Source organism: Methanobrevibacter sp., assembly GCF_045130115.1.
Taxonomy (GTDB): domain Archaea; phylum Methanobacteriota; class Methanobacteria; order Methanobacteriales; family Methanobacteriaceae; genus Methanocatella.
The window spans coordinates 1-17,416 of the sequence record NZ_JBGUPC010000052.1 but is presented as its reverse complement, the minus strand read 5'-3'; the positions used below and the strand labels follow the sequence as shown (position 1 = coordinate 17,416).

Below are 17,416 nucleotides of genomic sequence, written 5' to 3'. Positions count from 1 at the left end.
TGGAATTTAAATTAAAATTTAAAGATATTGGTGAAATAAACCTGATTAACTAATCTAGGGAGGATAAATGAAAATAGCATTGGCCCAAATGAAAATATCTGAAGAGATCGATGAAAATTTGAAAAAAACAATTAATTCAATTAGAACTGCTAGTGAAAACAATGCTGATTTAATTCTGTTTCCAGAAATACATTTAACTCCATTTTTTCCCCAATACGAAAATATTAATGTGGAAAATTATTTAATAACACAAGATTCACATTACATTAAAAGAATTCAAGAAGCTTGTTTAAAATATGATATTTTTGCCGCTCCTAACGTATATGTCTTAGAAAATAATAATTCATATGACATGTCTTTTTTAATTGATAACCATGGAAATATGATAGGTAAACAAAAGATGGTTCATATTAAACAAGCTGAAAAATTCTTTGAGGAAAGCTATTATGATCCATCTGATGAGGGGTTCAATGTATTTGAAACCAAGTTTGGAAAGATTGGCATTGCAATCTGCTTTGACAGACATTTTCCTGAAAGTATCCGAACATTAACACTTAAAGGCGCTCAATTAATATTAATACCCACAGCCAATACTACAGATGAACCTGAAGAGTTATTTAAATGGGAAATTAAAGTCCAATCATTTCAAAATAATGTAATAATTGCAATGTGCAATCGTGTAGGCATTGAAGATGAAATGGAATTTAATGGCCAATCCATTGTTTGTGATGTCAATGGAGATACACTAGCTGTTGCAAGTGATGATGAAGAAATACTTTATGCGAATGTAGATTTGGACAAATCAAATAATAAAAATTATATTCCATTCATTAGAAAAGAAATGTATGGTTAATTTAAAGATAATTGCATATCCTACGAGATTTAATTTGCCCAATATCTATTCAAACATTTGCTTTAAATAAATAAGCTCATATCACTTTTTTCACCAGAGCCTATGAAGGTTGCAACCCCTCCCAGTTCAACACCCTCGATTAACTCTTCTTGGTGTATTCCCATGATATCCATTGACATTTGACATGCTACAATACGAACTCCATGGCTTTTTGCACTTTCTATTAACTCTTCAAGTGACAATATTCCTTTTTGATCCATAATTGAGCGTATCATTTTTGGACCAAACCCAATCATGTTCATTCGAGACAACCCTAATTTTTTAGTTCCTCTTGGCATCATAAACCCAAATGCTTTTTCAATCAATGTTTTTTTAACACTTACTTTCTCAGGTTTTCTCAATATATTCAATCCCCAGAATGTGAAAAACATTGTTACGTTTCTTCCCATTGATGCTGCTCCATTTGCAATAATAAATGCAGCTATTGTTTTATCCAAATCTCCACTAAAGACTACAAATGTTTTATCATCATCCTTTGGAATTTCGGGTAGGTTTTGTTTTATGATAGTTGCTTTTATAATGTTCTCTTCAATAATCAGTGATTCTAATTTATTTCCAGTTCGCTCACACCATATTTTAATGTCTGATGCAAATGCGTCTTCATCCGATTCAACATATATTTTCTGACCGTTTTGAATTTCATTAATTGTATCAGCAATTTTAATTATTGGTCCGGGACACATTTGGCCTTTTACATCAAGCTCAATAGCTTTTAATCCCACAATATGTTCTTGATATTTTTCAAAACCGCCTTCAAGACTATAGGCTTCATAACCTAAAGAATTTAATTCGTCAGTTACTTTGTCGCTTCTCTCACCAGTCTTACAGTATACGATTATTTCTTTTGTTTTGTCAATTTTATCAAGATTAAATGATAGCTTTGATTGTGGAATATTAATTGAATTTTCAATTTTTCCTAAAATTAATTCTTCACTGTCTCTCACATCGATTATTTGAATTTCTCCTATATTTTTTTCCAATAATTCTTCAGTATTGATTGATTTTGTCATTTTCATCACTTCCTTAATTTCGCCCGAACAATGAAAAAGAAGATATTTAAAATTAGTTAATAGGGAGGATGGATAATTAATCATAATTGAAGTTGATTTTGGTTGTATTTGATTAATTATCCGTGTTTCATTTAAAGAGAATATGTAATTCTCTTGAGGTTGACATATGTTTGATTTGATATTTGTGTTTCAATTTTGTAGATTATAAAGACTATATTCCAGAACTTTCTTTTTGAATATTGTCTTTTTCAATTTTCTCATTTAATAATAATTGATTTATCCAGCCGGATGCCCAATCAGACAGATCATCATTATCAAATGGGGTTGGTAAAAACTTGTTTTTATTCGCTATTACTTTTCGAGCAAGTTCTCTGTAAACTTCTGCTTGCGTTGAATCAGGTGCTCCTTCAATAGTTGTCACTCCATCCAACTCACAGCGTGTTACTGTAGGGGATCTTGGAACAAACTGAATTACATCACTGTTTGTTTCATTTGTAAAATCTTTAATCATATCTTCCTGAAGAGTGGATTTTATTGAATTTCCAATTACCCCACCTAATAATGCACCACCATTATTTGAATATTTCAAAATACCTTTGAATAAATTGTTTACAGCATAAATTGCCATGTAATCGGATGAAGTTACAGTATAAACTTGATCAGCGATACCTTTACGAATAGGCATTGCAAAACCACCACATACAACATCTCCTAATACATCGTAAATAATAATGTCTGGATTGTATTCTTCAATAATACCATTAGTATTTAATAATTCTATAGCTGCGATAATTCCTCTTCCAGCACATCCAACACCTGGCTCAGGACCTCCTGCTTCAATACAATGAATTCCATTGTATCCTTCATGAACAAGATTATCCAAATCACCGGATCTTTTTCTTACAGTATCCAATACTGTTGGAATGGATTTACCTTTTCTTAATGTGGTTGTTGAATCGTTTTTAGGATCACAACCTATTTGCATTACGCTATACCCCAAATCGGATAAAGCTGCTGATAAATTTGAAGTGGTAGTGGATTTTCCTATTCCACCTTTTCCATATATTGCTATTTGTTTTGGCACAATCTTACCTCCTTTTTTATAATGGTCCTACAAATGAACTTACAATATCCTCTACTAATGTTAATCCCCCATCATAGCCAGCATAATGTTTTACAAGAACTGACCTGTTATATATTGGGTATGAAATAGGGACATGCAAAGCATTATAATCTTCTATTGATGTGGGAGCTTCTATTGAACTGGAAAATAGGAATAAAAATGGTCTATCTTCCAGGTTTTTCCTTATTTTATAAGTATCTGCTTCGAATATCACATCAGGTTCAACTACAGTATCTAAATTATTTTTAATTTCAGACAATATTTCTTCCCTCACTTCAACTGGGGGATTATCAGTTATCTGAATAATGTCCGGCAAATACCCTAATTCATTAGCTAAAAATTTAGTAAATCCAATAGCATAACTGCTTTCAGCAGCAACGGCATAGAATGAATTTGGACGTACCAAAATTATGGCATCGCCAGGGTATTCCATTAATCTATAATTCCAATCTTCTTTTTTTGTAATGAATTCTTCAACAGTCTCATTTGGAATATTTAGTTTTTCACCAACTAATCTTAGGAACTCGCCAGTTTGTTTTGCACCTACAGGGACATTTGGATACTTAATGAAGGGTGTTCCATATTTTTCTTCCAATTTTTCAACGGCTCTAACTCCCAACCATGGATTTACAACAATATTGTATTCTGCGTTTGGAATTTTGTTAATATGCTCTAAACCATTTTTTTCAGAAAAGATAATGTTGGTCTTTATTCCTATTGATTCTAATAGAGTTTTAATTGTTAAAAGATCACCTTTCCAATAAACATGGTTGTATGGGACAATTCCGAAAATATTGACTGTTTTTTCTTTTACAGTACCTTTTTCTTCCGGCAATAATTGATCTATAATGGCATCCCAAAACAGATTATAACCTTCCAAGGAATTAGCCTTAAATCCTGGAGCATTAACATGAATTACGGCTGCTTGATCTCTAAATTCTTCTACAACCTGGTCAACATCATCACCAATTAATGATGGAACACAACCTGAAGTCACAACAAATAATTCATCATTAGCTATTTCAATTGTTGATTCAATTAGATTTCTAAGTTTTTCTTCACCACCTAAAATTACATGTTCTTCAACTAGACAGGAACAAGGAGTACTAGTTCCTCCTTCATTTCCACCAGCAGATTCTCCACCCGCATAGAGTGTTCCAAATAGTTGGCCAACACCACATCCGGCACCAGAGTGCAATATTGGAATTCCTCCTCTAATACCTAAGGTGGTACCATAAACACCTGCTAAAGCACAACTGTAACGTGGTGCTTCAACTGATTCTCTTTCAAAATGCTCAACATTAGTTGATATTCCTGATTTGTTATCCAATGTATTTTCGCTAGACAAATAATCACTTCCTGAATTATTTTCCTTCATTTAAGTAGTACAATGGATTATCTTGTTCGTACCACCAATCTTTATAACTTTTTTCTGTTTTTTCAGCCAAAGTTTTATGATAAGACTTATTTTTAAATGCATGCAACAAGAAGTTACCAAATGCAATTGCTCCGGCATAACCAGATTGAGCACTTGTAGGTTCTGGATCGCCTCTAAGTGAATGAATTCTTGTTACATTATTATCTCTTTCCCAGGTTCCTCCTTGGAATGGGCAAGTTAATGTTAAATCTGGGTCCAAGTTAGTTGTTACATTAGCTTGTTCTGCAGCTTGGAATGTATTAACCATTATTTGGAAATCCCCGTTATTTTCTAGAATTTCTTCAAGTTCATCTATTAATAAATCATCAAAGTCCTGTGCCATTGCAGCAGGAGTTGCGAGGCCCAATTCATCGAAATAAGGCATTTGAGATACTAATCTTCCCTGACCAAGTGAACCTAAAACTGTTGGCTTTTTACCATTTTTTCTTAAACTTACAAATTCCTCTTTAATAGCATTCATTTTTGGAACCCAAATTTTATGCTCTTCTTCAATTAACTTTTCAACTTCATCCTCTTTACCAGTAAATTTAGCTATATTTCTCAACCATTCATCAGTATTTGAAATACCTGTTGGAGAAGGATATAAGAAATATGGAACGCCATATTTTTGTTCTAATCCCCGAGATAAATAATCAGTGTATGTTGGACAAATTGGTGCAGTTACAGCAGCTTCAGATAATTGTTCGAAGTCTGAAACCGTTGCAAATTCTGGAATAAAATTCACTCTAAGCCCTAATTTTCCAAGTAATCTTTTTATTTCTAACCTGTCCTGCCAGGTGTATGATAACATACTTGCAACATTTACAAGATCTTCTTGTTTTTTCTCTGGTTCTTTAACTAAGTATTTTAAAATTGCATGCCAGAAAGCATCATAACCGGTTTGAACTAATCTACTTCTAATTCCCTCACAGTGAATTGGTACAATCTTTGCATTTATGTCTGGTTGAACTTCATCAACAGTTCCTTCAATATCTTCCCCAATGATTCCTGTGGTACATGAGGTTAATATGAAAATTGCTTGAGGACTGTAACGTTCTTCTGCTTTCAATATTGCATCTCTTAATTTTTCTGAAGCACCATATACAACATCATCCTGTTGTAGATTTGTGGTCATCCAAGCAGAGTTGTATTCATTTGTTCTTCCTAATGATTCTGGAACTCCACGATATAATTCCCTATAACCCAATGATCCTGCTGAACAACCTACTGGTGCATTAAATATTGTAACTGCATCACGAATAGTTGTTACTCTATTTGAAAGATAGAAATTTAATACACAACCACCAGACTGTTGGAATTTTCTATCAGGAATTCTAATATTTCCTTTTTTTGCATCATTTAACAAATCAGATGCTTTCCCATAATAAACATTAGTACCGTTAGCACGTTGTTCTCTATTAGGGCAAGTATCTTTTTCTAAATCAAGCAATTTTTTAAGTTTTCTTCTTTTACAAGACTCTTTTCCATGATGTTTTGCATGTTTAGCCATATTAATTGTCCTCCTGAAAAAATATAACAATTGTTATATTAAATAATTATATTATTTTCACTTTTAAACAATTGTCAACAAAAATTAATTAAACTCCTCATAAAAGTTTAATTAAAACATAATTCCCATTTAACGAAAAATATTGTCGAATCAGTATGGAAATCGATTTTTAAAACATTACAATAGTTCATTACTAAAAAAATATCACATACACATGTCTAAAGGCATACACATGTGATTACATTCTTGATTCATCATATTGCATCTACACATAATTTAACACCTTTTTTTTTAATTTGTTGAAATATTTTTTTTATAACTATTGTTATAAAAGTAGTCTGGTAGATGAAAGTTAGATTAAACTAATATATAAATTTTGTGGTGATGTTTATTTTTTTATGAAAAATTTTGAAACTAATTTGAAAATTCCAGAATTAAAATTTAAATTAGTCCATATAATAACTATTATTAATTTTTCTAATTCCCATTAAAAACAAGTTAATTTCCTATCTGAATAAATTATATTTTCACTTCAAATTCTTCCGTTTCCACAATTTTTGGGATTTTCCCAATTGTTCCTACATTGTCTTGGGATATTATTAAAATACCTTGGAAATATTCTTTAAACCTTTCTGCTGTTTCTAAAGCATTGAAAACTTTATCTTCTGACGTTTCACCATTAACATCATTAGCAATTCTTGTTGCAAGTCCATCACCAATGGATGGGCTTTTGCTAATTACAGTAACACTGTCTGATTTTCCAAAACTAATAGAATGGCCTATTTTGCCAGAAGATGTGCAAATGCCAAGTGGTTTTTTTCTAGCTTTTATTTCAAAACCTATTTTGTTTCCTAAAATTTTGTTATTTGAATAAATTCCACAAATTATTTTTTCATCATTAATAAGAGCAATGTCTCCACCATTTTCAACAATTGAATATTTCGATTCGTTTTCAATTAGATAATCTAGTGACATTTCTGAAATGGTTCCTGCAACACATGCCATAGGTCCGACATCGGCACAGTTTGATGAATAGTACATTTTTTCAACAATGGGATGTAAATCATCATCATGTGGTTTAATTGGGTTCAAAGACAGTAAAAAATCTTGATTTTTATAAATATAATCTTTTAAATAATATCTTAGTTTATAGATATGTTTTTTCAATTCCTGATTTTTCAAATCCGTTGTTAGGCGAATATGTGTTTCTTCTAAATTAATTTCTTCAAAATGCATAATCATATATTACAATTGTTATTATTATAAATAATTTTCTTATGGGAATTATATAAAAATAGATTATTTTGAGCTTATAATTCATTAAAAAATTTTAAAATCACTTTTTGCTTTAATTAAACATTTTAAAGATATCAAAGTGTTATAATTTTGAACAAATTCCTTTTGTTCTTTAATTAATCTTATAAAAACATTTATATAACATCAAATTTTATATGTTATACTTGCTGTTATATTTTAACTAGTATTGAAGGGATTGCTATTAATTTTCAGCATATATCAAAATTAGAGAGTGTTTGAATGAATTACGATTTAATACTAGCACGATATGGTGAAATAGGTGTAAAAAGCTCTAAAATAAGGGCACGTTTTGAAAAAAGACTTGTTAAGAATATTAAAGCAACACTTGAATGTAAAGTTGAAAGAAATCAAGGTAGAATATATATTCATCCAAAAAACTTTGATGAGGGAATAGAAAAATTAAATCATGTTTTTGGTGTAGTATCATATTCTCCTGTAGTATTAACTAAAACAAATTACGAAGATATTGAAAAAACATTAGTTAATTATGTCAAAGGTTTAATTAAAGAAAATCTTATTGATGAGAACACCAAATTTGCAATTAAATGCAGGCGTGTTGGAAAACATGATTTTAGTTCACAGGAAATGGGTGCATATTGTGGAAAAGTTGTAAGGGATGTTGTATCAGCTCCGGTTGATTTGACAAATCCTGAATTGACTATTTTTGTTGAAGTTAGGGGAGATGATACCTATATTTTCCATGAAAAAATCAAAGGTCCTGGAGGTTTGCCTCTTGGAACACAAGGAAAGGTTGTTGCCTTAATTTCAAGCGGTATTGACTCACCAGTGGCAGCATATCTGATGATGAAAAGGGGTTGTGAGGTCATAGCGCTTCACTTTAACAATGATCCATTTTCCGGCCCAAAAGTAACTGAAAACTTTAATTTATTGGTTGATCAATTAAACACATATGCAAAAGGATTGCCTATCAAAAAAAGAGTTGTAGACTATGGTGAATATCTTCAAGCTGCTAAAACTAAAGCTCCGGAGAGAATGACTTGTGTGTTATGTAAATCCGGAATGTATAAAATAGCAGAAAAGTTAGCAACAGAATTGGGGGCCAATGCTATTGTTGATGGAAGCAGTGTCGGTCAGGTTGCCTCACAAACATTGCCTAATATCCTTGCAACAAGATATGGTGTGGACATACCAATATTATCTCCATTAATTGGTTTGGATAAAGAAGAAATTACTGCTATTGCAAAGGATATTGGAACATTTAAAATATCTGAAATTGATGATGGGGGATGCAGTGCAGTTCCAAGATATCCGCAAACACATGCTGACTTGGATTTTTCAAAAAAAGCATGTGAAGATATGAACCAAGATGAATATATTGAAAAAGCGTTTGAAAATATTAGGAGACTCGATTGAATCTCCAAATATTTATTTTTAGAAATTTAAAGAGATGATATTTAATAAATTCCCCTTTCACTTTTTTCTATACTAATGGTTTTGAATGTTCATCTTTATTCATAGGATAATCATTTGTTGTCAGTGGTTTACCAATTTTTTCAAGCCTATTATCTAAGAATTCCCTTCCTTTTTCAGTAATTGCAATAATAGGTACCTTGGAGCCTGAATAGTAGGATTTTTCTTTTTCAGCGTAATCTCTAACATTTTTAGATGAACACGCAGTTATGACTTCACAGTATTTAAATGCAGTTTCCACTTCTTTTAGACTCGCATTTGTGGTGTGCGCTACGAACATATATGTATTTACACCATCGGGCAAAGGATATTGGCCGATTTCTTCAATTGATTTGGAGGGTAGAATTGTAATTGCAATATTCTTATATCCTCTTTCAATTGCCATTTCCAATCCTTTTATAGGGTTTAAATCAGAGTTTTCTGGATTTAATACATTTTCGATTCCAACTTGTTCAATAACTTCCGGTATTGGAGTAGTGCTAATAAGTGCAGATACCCGACCACCTACACCTTGAATAATTTCCGGATCTGTCATCAGCAATGTTCCAACACCTTCGCACACGCCAACAACACAGTCAATCAATCCTAATTCAATGTTTGTTCTTAGAATCTCAGATATTCCAAAGCTCATGAAATCTTTCATTTTCACTACTCTTTGAGGTGTGCACATCCCAAATTCACGAATCCTTTTTTCCATATTCCATTTTATGAAATCTTTAGTTAGATGTTCGGCACCGTCAATTTTATAAAAAATAGGGCAGAAATCAACAAGGGGTTCTCCAACTGAGGTTACTTCTCCATTTTCTATTACTACTTCTGTTTTACCTAAAGCTTCGATTACATGATAGTCTTTTGCCATAGTTTCACCTTGAACAACATTACCTTTTTCAGATTTGGAGTTTACTTTTTTGTGATAAATTTTCACATTAAAGTTAACTATTGTTATATTTAAATACTATAAGTTAAAAATATAACTATTGTGATATTTTTAAGTTTCTATCTCAAAATTTAAAAAATTAAATGGAAGGGATAGTTTATCTAAATATCAACTCTTCTTTATCATGAGAAAATATGAGAAGGTGAAAGATATCAATTGATAAAATCGGGCGAAATCAAATGATGAAATTGATTAAATCCTAGATTACTTTGATAAAAGTAAAAATTTACTTTACAAAGCTTAGTCTATTTCATCCTACTGGATAATACACTAAACTCGGGCATGGATTCCAGTGATGATATTAAACCTTTAAAGGATTTACAGTCTTAAAGAAGAACCAAATTGGAAAATAAGGAAAGTTTAGGAGAGTAGTGAAATTGACTAATCAAAGAACTATTAGCCAGATCAATCAAAAGATTGAAAAAGGCGAGGCCAATATCTACACGGCAGAAGAGTTTAAAAAACTTATTAAAGAAGGTAACACTCCAAGTTTTGATGAAGTTGATGTGGTTACAACAGGAACTTGTGGTGTAATGAGTGGTACAGCTGCTATACTCAATTTTATAGTTTCTGGGCCTGGGGAATTCATACGGGCTGAAGAAGTATTTTTAAATGGGGTTCCGGCACATGCAGGGCCATGTCCAAACGAATGGTTAGGTGCAATTGATGTTATACTTCATGGGACTACTCATTCAATTTATGACCACAATTATGGTGGGGGTTTTGTTTTAAAAGAACTTTTAGAAGGCAAAACAATTGATGTGAGAGTTGAAAGTGTTGAAGGCAAAACTATTGAAAACACAATAACTATAGATGATATTGGAAGAGGCCAAATTATAGGAACTAGAATGGCATTTAAAAATTATACTGCTTTTGTTAATACTTATAACGAACCAATCAATTCTATTTTTTCTGCAATTCCATTAGAAGGAAATCTTTCCGGTTTAACATTTTCAGGATGTGGCGATTTGAATCCATTACAGAATGATATTCCACATAATGTAATAAAAACTGGAACCAGATTTTTATTCAATGGAGCTGAAGGGTATGTTTTAGGTGACGGTACACGTTCTAGTGCTGAAAAACCGAATTTAATGTTGACTGCTGATTATAAGCAGATGGATCCATATTATCTCGGAGGATATAAAACTGGTCAGGGCGGTGAAGTTTATGATACTGTGGCCATTCCTATTCCGGTTTTAAATGAGGAAATATATAATAATTTGCTCATCACGGATGAAAACATTAAATTGCCATTAGCAGAAATAAAGGGTCGTCATTTACCATTAGGTGAAACCAACTACAAAGAAATGTGGGAAGGCTATGATTTAAGACCACAATATGACAGATCAAAATGTTCAAAATGTGATTCATGTACAATTGAAGAGATTTGTCCAACAAAGGCATTTGCAAATGAAAGATTGGATTTGACAAGGTGCTTTGGATGCGGATTATGCGCTCACTTCTGTAAGAATGATGCATTTGACATGAATACCGGCGATGTTGATTTGGAAATTAATGACAAATTAGTCAACGTGCCAATTATCTGCAGACAATCTGATAGATTAAGAGGAAATAAATTATCTAATCAGTTGAAAAAGTTACTTGAAACACAGGAATTTACTTTGTAGTGAGGTGGTTTTAATGACTACTCAACAAAAGATTAATGATGCTCCCATTAATTTTGCAGAAGATATAATAGCTAATGTAAAGAATACTAGGGATGATGGTGTCTTAAAATGTGTGCAATGTGGTTTATGCACTTCCACATGTCCTGCAGCACGCCATTCTGAATATAATCCTAGAGAAATTATTGAAAGAGTTCTTGACGGTGATGAAACAATAATGCATGAAGATTATTTATGGAATTGTTTTTATTGTTATACTTGTCATAGTGTATGTCCAGTTGGGAACAGTGTTTGTGAAGTAAATCAAATATTAAAACAATTTGCAATAAACCAAGGTATAGGATGGGATAAGCTTTATGAATATCTCGGATTTGCTGACTCATATTTTGATGCCGCAATCGGAGCAATCCCGGAAATATTTTTTGATGATATTGCAAAAGATGTCCCTGGATGGGAAGAGATCAGATTTGAAAAATTAGAAGAAAACAGGGATAAATTAAATCTTTATCCCCCATTAATGCCTCCAGAAGATGTTATTGATGAAGTTAGTTTAATTTTAACAATTACTGGATTTAAGCAAAGAATGGAAAATATTAGAAAATCACAAGAAGAGGAGGCTAACAAATGAAAGATATTCCAGATAAAAATCTCCTTCTGTTTAGAAGTTGTCTTGTAAGTGTAGAGTATCCCGGTATCGAATCCTCAACTAAATATGTTTTTGAAAAGTTAGGTATTGATTATGGTATTTCGGAAAAACAGACCTGTTGTACTGGATTAGGGCATTATTCTGATGTTTTTGATCAAGTTTCAACAACTGCAATTGGGGCACGTAATTTTAAAGTTGCTCAAGATCTCGGAAGACCTAATCTTGTAATGATGTGCGCTACATGTTATGCAATTAACAAAAAATCCGTTAAGTTATTAAATAATAAAGATGAGTTACGGGATGAAATCAATACTTTATTTGAAGAAAATGGTTTAGATCATTTAAAATATGAAAAGAATGATTTGACACCTACAGAAAATATCTTTCATTTTGTAGATATTTTATATGGTAAAAAAGACGAAATTAAAAAGCATATTAAATACGATTTAAGCCAATACAGGATAGCTACCCACCATGGGTGTCATTACTGCAAAGTTCATTATGAAGATACCATTGCTGGTGTAAGGGATCCGAATATAATTGATGAACTCATTGAAGCCTGCGGATGCAAAACAATCGGGTGGTATGATCATAAGAGAGCATCATGCGGTACAGGATTCAGGCAAAGATATTCTAATCCAGATTTATCATTTACAGCGACAGCAGATAAAATGAATTCACTTAAGGATGAATGTGTTGAAATTGTAGTGCATTTATGTCCTAATTGCCATATCCAATTTGACAGATACCAACCATTAATCTCTAAAAGGGAAGGCAGGGAATTTAAAGCGATTCATTTGAATATTTCCCAATTCATTGCTATTGCAATGGGTGCTGATTGGGAGAGTGTTGTCGGTGTTCAGGCACACACTTCCAAAATCGATTCTGTGATTACAGAATTAAAGGAGGTTGAATCATGAGTGGAGATTTGAAAATCGGTGTTTTCTTATGTGAATGTGGTGGAAACATCTCTGATACCGTAGATTTGGATGAAGTCAGACAATCACTTGATGTTGAGGTAATAGAACAATTTGAAAATTTATGCTCATTAAATGGACGTAAAATCATACGTGATGCAATTATCGAACATCATTTGGATAGGGTTGTAATCGGCGCATGTTCACCCATAAGTCATGAAAAAACATTTCAAGATTATGTGAAACCTCTAAATCCTTATTTGATGGATATGGCAAATATTAGGGAACAATGTTCTTGGGTTCATGATGATAAACAGAAAGCTACAAAAAAAGCCATTACGCTTATTAATGCATCTATAGAAAAGGTCAAGCAATCAGATGAGGTTAATCCTATTTATTGTCAAACCCCTGATGAGGTAGCGATTATTGGAGGGGGGATTGCTGGAATGAATGCAGCATTGTCCATTGCACGCCAGGGAACAAAAGTCACTATTATCGAAAAGTCACCAACATTAGGTGGGCATATGGCTAAAATAGGTAAAGTTTTCTCTCCTGTAAAAATTGCTGAAGAATGTGGTATGTGTTTGCTTAATCCTATTCTAAATGATTTGGTATGGAATGAAAACATAACTGTTTGGACTAACTCAAATGTTATCAGTGCCAATCGTCATGCTGGAACATATAATCTTATTGTGGAGAAATCCCCAAGATTTGTTGACATTGATAAATGTATTGCATGCGGAAAATGTAGTGATGTCTGTGAAATCAGTGTTCCCGATGACTGGAATGAAGGTTTATCTTTAAGGAAAGCAATTTATAGGCCATATGGACAATCCTATCCTGAAGCATATGTAATTGACGGGGATGCATGTACAAAGTGCGGTGAGTGTAAACGTCAATGTATGATGGATGCAATTTCTCTAAAAGAAAAACCTGAGAAAGTTCCGCTTCAGGTAGGTTCTGTTATAATAGCTACCGGTCATCAATTGATAGATCCTAATAAAAGGCCTGATTACTCCTATAAAAGACATCCTGATATTATTACACAAGCAGAACTTGGGCGTATAACTGGCGTAAATGGACCCACTAAAGGTAAATTATTAAAAGCTAATGGTGAAGTTCCAAAAAGAGTTGTGATGATTCAATGTGTAGGTTCAAGGGATGAAAAGCCTGATGGGCATAGGTATTGTTCTAAAATATGCTGTTCGGTCGCATCTAAAAATGCAAACATCATTAAACACAAGTATCCTGATACTGATGTTTTAATTTGTTATACTGATGTGAGAACTCCGGGAATGTTTGAAAAATACTATAAACATACGCAATCTAATGAAGTTAGGTTCTTAAGGGGTAGACCTGGTGAAGTTGCCGTTAAAGGGGATAATTTCATTGTACGTGTTGAAAACACAATTAAAGGTGAATTTGAAGAAATTGAATGTGATATGGTTGTACTTTCAACGGCGATGGAACCCTCTGAAGGAACTAAGGAAATTGCAGAAATCTTAAACATTGGAACTACAGAAGATTCATTCATAAAAGAATCACATCCCAAAATTAAACCAGTTACAACAGATGTTCAAGGAGTATTTGTTTGCGGTACTGCACAAGACCCTAAGGATATTACTGATTCCATAATGCAAGCAACAGCCGCAGCATCTAAAGTCAGTGAATACAATCATGGTGGAGTGGAAGTTGAACCATTCATTGCAGATATTGACCATGAAAAATGTCAATTATGTGGTGACTGTTTAGCTAAATGTAAATTTAAGGCTTTAAGTATCATTGATGATGAACTGGTATTGGATCCGATGAGTTGTGACGGTTGTGGAAAATGCTTAACTGTTTGTCAACATGGTGCAATCAACATTAACGGTAATATTGATGAGAAGATATTCGCTACAATTAACGGTGTATTGTCTAAAAAAGTGGATGGCGAACGTATCATATTGGTATTCTTGGATACTATAGGCTATACTGCAGCGGATAATATTGGAGTTAATAGACTGAATTATCCAGAATCAATACATATAATAAAAGTTCACTCTGTTAATCGTGTAAGGCCTAGCCATATTAAACATGCACTTGATAACGGTGCAGATGGTGTATTTATTGGTGAATTCCCGGGTGATTTAATGTATGATGAAGTTGAACGTAAAATCGAAAGGGTGAAAACACAGATTGCAAATGCTGATGAAAATCCGAATAGATTGGCATTTTCAAAAGTATATATTCCCTACTTTGAGGGGCTTGCCCGCAAGTTAAATGATTTTGACAAACAAATTGAAAATCTGAATGAAATAGAAGGGGTTTGAAAAAACCTCTTATTTTTAATTTTTTATATAAATGGTGATTTTGAATGGTTGTACAAGTTATAAAAGCTAAAGATGATAAAATTACAACAGCTGATTTAATTGCTGATTTGAAAAAAAGTAATAAAATTGATTATTCAGGAGTAATTTTCACTTTTGAAGGAATGGTTCGTGGAAAAGATGAGAATATGCATTTGGAAAAGCTGATTTTATCAACTCCTGATGTTGAAAAAACTGTAGAGGAAATTGGGAAAATAGTTGACAATACTAAAATCAAATATAATGTTCATGAAATTTCAGTTGTTCATTATATTGGTGAATTTTACACAGGAGATACATTGTTTTTAGTTGCTGTTTTAGGTTCCCATAGAAATGAAACCCTTGAAGCATTAAAAGAAACAATTGAAAATGTTAAATTCAATGTGGAATTTAAAAAAGAAGAAATTTCAAAAGAAGGAAGAAAAACAATTTTGGCAGGTGGATAAATCATAACCATCCTGTTCTGTGAAAAGATTATGAGTATTCGATTAATAAATTGAGTTGCATATAAAGAAAATAAATCTATATTTTTAATGGAGAAAATTACATGGTAAAAAAAGGAACTGATGTGTTAAAAGAAGGGTTTGCTAAAATGACAAAAGGTGGAGTCATTATGGATGTGGTAAATGCAGAACAAGCAAGAATTGCAGAAGATGCTGGTGCTGTTGCAGTAATGGCGCTTGAAAAGGTGCCTGCAGATATTCGTGCCGCTGGAGGGGTGGCAAGAATGGCTGACCCAACTATTGTAGAAGAGGTTGTCGATGCTGTATCTATTCCAGTAATGGCAAAAGCAAGAATTGGCCATATTGCTGAAGCACAAATTTTAGAAACTCTTGGAGTAGATATGATAGATGAAAGTGAAGTATTAACTCCTGCTGATGAAGAATATCACATTAACAAAAAAGAATTCACAATACCATTTGTATGTGGTGCACGTGACTTGGGCGAAGCATTAAGAAGAATTGATGAAGGTGCAGCAATGATTCGTACTAAAGGAGAACCGGGTACTGGAAACATTGTAGAAGCAGTCCGCCATATGAGAAAAGTGATGGGTGAAATCAGAATTATCCAAGGAATGCAGGAAGAAGAACTTTGGAAATATGCAAGAAACATTGATGCTCCAATTGAACTTGTAAAAGAAACTGCAGGGCTTGGAAAATTGCCTGTTGTAAACTTTGCAGCTGGAGGTATTGCAACTCCTGCAGATGCATCCCTTATGATGCAACTAGGATCTGATGGCATATTTGTAGGTTCAGGAATTTTTAAATCTAATAATCCTGAAGCATTTGCAAAGGCAATTGTTGAAGCAACAGCAAACTATGATAAACCTGATGTATTGGCTGAGGTGTCCAAAGGTTTAGGGGATGCTATGAAAGGATTGGATGTGTCAACTTTAACAGAAGCTAATAGAATGCAAGATCGGGGAATTTAATTTCCTCCTTTTTTTATTTTAAGAATATTTTGGTGTGAATATGGCTAAAATAGGAATCTTAAATTTGCAGGGTGCAGTTTCAGAACATTATGGCATGGCAAAAAAAGCTGTTAAAAAATTAGGTGTAGATGTCAAAGTAGAATCCGTAAGGTATGCAGAAGATGTCGAGGCTTGTGATGGAATAATAATCTCCGGTGGAGAAAGCACAGTAATTGGTAAACTCATTTGCAAAAGAGGAATTGATAAAGTAATTAAAGACAATAACATACCGGTATTTGGAACTTGCGCAGGAATGGTATTGCTAGGTAAAAAAACAGATTTTAATCAACCATTATTGGGATTGATGGATATTTCGGTGAAACGAAATAATTATGGAAGGCAAAAAGATTCATTTGAACAACTAATAGATATCTTAGGTCAAAAATTCTTAGGCGTATTTATAAGGGCACCTGCAATTGAATCCTATGATGAAACAAAAGATGATATTAAAGTGTTATCAGAGTATGATGGTGAGATAGTTGCAATTCAACAGGGGCACAATATTGCAATATCATTTCATCCGGAATTAACAGAAAATACTTTAATTCATGAATATTTCATTAAAGAAGTTTTAAATAAAATTAATTAAAATTGGTTTATACATTCTTCATTTCCAAATGGCAATTCATTAACATTCGGATATTTACGCAACATTAATGACTTGGATACATATCAAGGTTCAGAATATCAATTTATCGGCATTGATGAGCTGACACAACTGGAAAGATTCAAATATATCTATATGAGG

16 protein-coding genes are annotated in these 17,416 nt (G+C 32.8%); 10 read left to right on the top strand and 6 right to left on the bottom strand.

The genetic code is table 11. From position 1 onward, the window contains the following. The first annotated feature begins 67 nt into the window (after positions 1-67). A complete protein-coding gene (locus ACJMML_RS08865) occupies positions 68-853 on the top strand; it encodes a carbon-nitrogen hydrolase family protein (RefSeq protein ID WP_405306958.1) in 786 nt (261 codons plus the stop codon). A gap of 62 nt (positions 854-915) precedes the next feature. Here the strand turns inward: ACJMML_RS08865 and ACJMML_RS08860 are convergent, their stop codons facing one another. The 5 genes from ACJMML_RS08860 to ACJMML_RS08840 form a co-directional block, all read right to left on the bottom strand. After that, a complete protein-coding gene (locus tag ACJMML_RS08860; RefSeq protein ID WP_405306957.1) occupies positions 916-1,923 on the bottom strand; it encodes a DsrE/DsrF/DrsH-like family protein in 1,008 nt (335 codons plus the stop codon). Between the two features lie 211 nt (positions 1,924-2,134). Further along, entirely contained in the window at positions 2,135-3,007 is an 873-nt protein-coding gene (locus tag ACJMML_RS08855; protein WP_405306956.1) for an AAA family ATPase, read from the bottom strand. 16 nt (positions 3,008-3,023) lie between these two features. After that, positions 3,024-4,394: a nitrogenase component 1 gene (locus ACJMML_RS08850; RefSeq protein WP_405306955.1), complete on the bottom strand. Its 1,371-nt coding sequence runs from the start codon at positions 4,392-4,394 to the stop codon at positions 3,024-3,026. Between the two features lie 16 nt (positions 4,395-4,410). Further along, positions 4,411-5,973, bottom strand: coding sequence for a nitrogenase component 1 (locus ACJMML_RS08845; protein ID WP_405306954.1), 1,563 nt, complete (start codon positions 5,971-5,973; stop codon positions 4,411-4,413). Positions 5,974-6,492: 519 nt separating this feature from the next. After that, entirely contained in the window at positions 6,493-7,209 is a 717-nt protein-coding gene (locus tag ACJMML_RS08840) for a UPF0280 family protein (RefSeq protein ID WP_405306953.1), read from the bottom strand. 300 nt (positions 7,210-7,509) lie between these two features. Between ACJMML_RS08840 and thiI the strand changes: the two genes are divergently transcribed. Continuing rightward, the gene (thiI, locus tag ACJMML_RS08835) at positions 7,510-8,664 is read left to right on the top strand and encodes a tRNA uracil 4-sulfurtransferase ThiI (protein ID WP_405306952.1); all 1,155 of its coding nucleotides are present in this window, start codon (positions 7,510-7,512) and stop codon (positions 8,662-8,664) included. Positions 8,665-8,731: 67 nt separating this feature from the next. On the opposite strand, the gene ACJMML_RS08830 is transcribed toward thiI, so the two are convergent. Then, positions 8,732-9,580, bottom strand: coding sequence for a methanogenesis marker 8 protein (locus tag ACJMML_RS08830; protein ID WP_405306951.1), 849 nt, complete (start codon positions 9,578-9,580; stop codon positions 8,732-8,734). A 455-nt stretch (positions 9,581-10,035) separates the two neighbouring features. Here ACJMML_RS08830 and ACJMML_RS08825 point away from each other — a divergent pair, with 455 nt between their 5' ends. The 8 genes from ACJMML_RS08825 to ACJMML_RS08790 all read left to right on the top strand — a co-directional run. Continuing rightward, positions 10,036-11,289: a methanogenesis marker 16 metalloprotein gene (locus tag ACJMML_RS08825; RefSeq protein ID WP_405306950.1), complete on the top strand. Its 1,254-nt coding sequence runs from the start codon at positions 10,036-10,038 to the stop codon at positions 11,287-11,289. Positions 11,290-11,302: 13 nt separating this feature from the next. Next, on the top strand, positions 11,303-11,914 hold the full coding sequence (gene hdrC, locus ACJMML_RS08820; protein WP_405306949.1) for a ferredoxin:CoB-CoM heterodisulfide reductase subunit HdrC: 612 nt from the start codon (positions 11,303-11,305) through the stop codon (positions 11,912-11,914). Further along, a complete protein-coding gene (hdrB, locus tag ACJMML_RS08815; RefSeq protein WP_405306948.1) occupies positions 11,911-12,852 on the top strand; it encodes a ferredoxin:CoB-CoM heterodisulfide reductase subunit HdrB in 942 nt (313 codons plus the stop codon). The genes hdrC and hdrB overlap by 4 nt, the downstream gene beginning before the upstream one ends. After that, on the top strand, positions 12,849-15,161 hold the full coding sequence (gene hdrA, locus ACJMML_RS08810; protein ID WP_405306947.1) for a ferredoxin:CoB-CoM heterodisulfide reductase subunit HdrA: 2,313 nt from the start codon (positions 12,849-12,851) through the stop codon (positions 15,159-15,161). Before hdrB ends, hdrA begins: the two co-directional genes overlap by 4 nt. A 44-nt stretch (positions 15,162-15,205) precedes the next feature. After that, positions 15,206-15,643, top strand: coding sequence for a molybdenum cofactor biosynthesis protein MoaE (locus ACJMML_RS08805; protein WP_405306946.1), 438 nt, complete (start codon positions 15,206-15,208; stop codon positions 15,641-15,643). A gap of 101 nt (positions 15,644-15,744) precedes the next feature. Then, positions 15,745-16,629, top strand: a complete 885-nt coding sequence (pdxS, locus tag ACJMML_RS08800; protein ID WP_405306945.1) for a pyridoxal 5'-phosphate synthase lyase subunit PdxS — start codon at positions 15,745-15,747, stop codon at positions 16,627-16,629. Between the two features lie 40 nt (positions 16,630-16,669). After that, positions 16,670-17,257, top strand: coding sequence for a pyridoxal 5'-phosphate synthase glutaminase subunit PdxT (gene pdxT / locus ACJMML_RS08795; RefSeq protein ID WP_405306944.1), 588 nt, complete (start codon positions 16,670-16,672; stop codon positions 17,255-17,257). 9 nt (positions 17,258-17,266) lie between these two features. Then, positions 17,267-17,416 (top strand): terminase large subunit domain-containing protein (locus ACJMML_RS08790; protein WP_405307010.1); only part of this gene is annotated, 150 nt, incomplete at its 3' end.